Genomic DNA, 1,382 nt, shown 5'->3' with positions numbered 1-1,382 from the left:
CGAACAGCAGACCCGGCCGCTGCCCACCACCCCGCTCAGCACCCTGGAAGACACCCCCATCAGCCTGCCGGAGCTGGCTCAGCAACAGGGCCAACCCATGGTAGTGAACCTGTGGGCCAGCTGGTGCCCGCCCTGCATTCGCGAAATGCCGGTCTTCGAAGCGGCTCAGCAGCAGGAGCAGGATGTGACGTTCGTGTTCGTCAATCAGGGGGAGAGTCTTCCACAGATCAACCGCTTCATGGCAGAACATGGCTTTCAGCTCGACAACGTCTGGCAAGACCCGCGCAATGCGCTGGGTCAAGTGACAGGTGCCCACGCCATGCCCACCACGCTTTATTATGACGCCCAGGGCCAATTGGTCAGCACCCACTTTGGCGAGCTTTCCCGAGCCACCCTGAACGATGGGCTATCACGTATTCGTTAAGCCTTCTACAGCGTAATCATGAGTTACCCACTGCCGCGAGTGCGGCCTATTTGAGGATAAAGTGATGCAACGGATGTTTCCCATTCAGACGGGCCGTCTGACCCTGCTGGCTGCGTTGAGCGGCTTTGCCATTACCAGCCAGGCCGATGTTCTACCCGCCCCGGTGCAAGCCCTGGCCGACCAGGGCATCAGCATTCACGGGCAATTCGAGGCCCCCGGCGGTATGCGCGGCTACGGCGCCAGCGTGCAAGGCCAGGATATGGCCATCTACCTGACCGCCGACGGCGAACACGCCATTGTCGGCACACTGATGGACAGCGCGGGCAATGACCTGACCGAAGCGCAGCTGGACGAACATGTGCGCGTCCCGCTCGAAGCCGAAACCTGGCAACTGCTGGAAGAGAGCCACTGGATTCAAGACGGCAACCCGGACGCCCCCCGCGTGATTTACACCTTCACCGACGCCAACTGCCCTTACTGCCGCCAGCTATGGCAACAAGCTCGCCCTTGGGTGGAAGCCGGTGAAGTTCAGTTACGCCACATCATGGTAGGCATTCTGGCGCCAAACAGCCCCGCCCTCGCCGCCACCCTCCTCGGTGCCGACGACCCCGCCGAGGCCCTGCACCGCCATAGCGAAGGCGAATCCCTGAGCGCCAGTGCGCAACCTCGCGATATCGAAGAACAGGTCTATGCCAATAACCAGCTTTTCGATGAGCTGGGACTGTACGCCACCCCCACCAGCGCCTACCAACGCGAAACCGACACAGGCCTGCTACGCATCGACCGCATCCAAGGCATGCCCAACGAAGCCCGCCTTCTGGACATGATGGGCAGCGAAGCACCGTAAGCATGGAGGCCAGACTAGCCACCACGCCCAAGGTGGCTGTGGCTTTTAGCGATATCGTGCTGGGGTAATGACCGTGGCGCTATCGGGGCGGCTGGCGCCGCCTCCGCGGGA

At 62.0% G+C, this 1,382-nt stretch carries 2 protein-coding genes; both read left to right on the top strand.

Annotation, left to right across the window (positions count from 1 at the left end; translation table 11 throughout):
- Nucleotides 1-424, top strand: a 424-nt coding sequence (locus tag B7L71_RS11965) for a TlpA disulfide reductase family protein (protein WP_139790131.1), incomplete at its 5' end; no start/stop codon positions are given.
- Between the two features lie 64 nt (nucleotides 425-488).
- Complete coding sequence (dsbG, locus tag B7L71_RS11960) at nucleotides 489-1,271, top strand: thiol:disulfide interchange protein DsbG (protein ID WP_081138190.1); 783 nt, start codon at nucleotides 489-491, stop codon at nucleotides 1,269-1,271.
- Nucleotides 1,272-1,382: the final 111 nt, after the last annotated feature.

The sequence above is a fragment of the Halomonas sp. BC2 genome (assembly GCF_002078115.1).
In the GTDB taxonomy this organism is placed as follows: domain Bacteria; phylum Pseudomonadota; class Gammaproteobacteria; order Pseudomonadales; family Halomonadaceae; genus Vreelandella; species Vreelandella stevensii.
The sequence above is the reverse complement of the archived record's forward strand: the minus strand, read 5'-3'. Positions and strand labels throughout refer to the sequence as shown.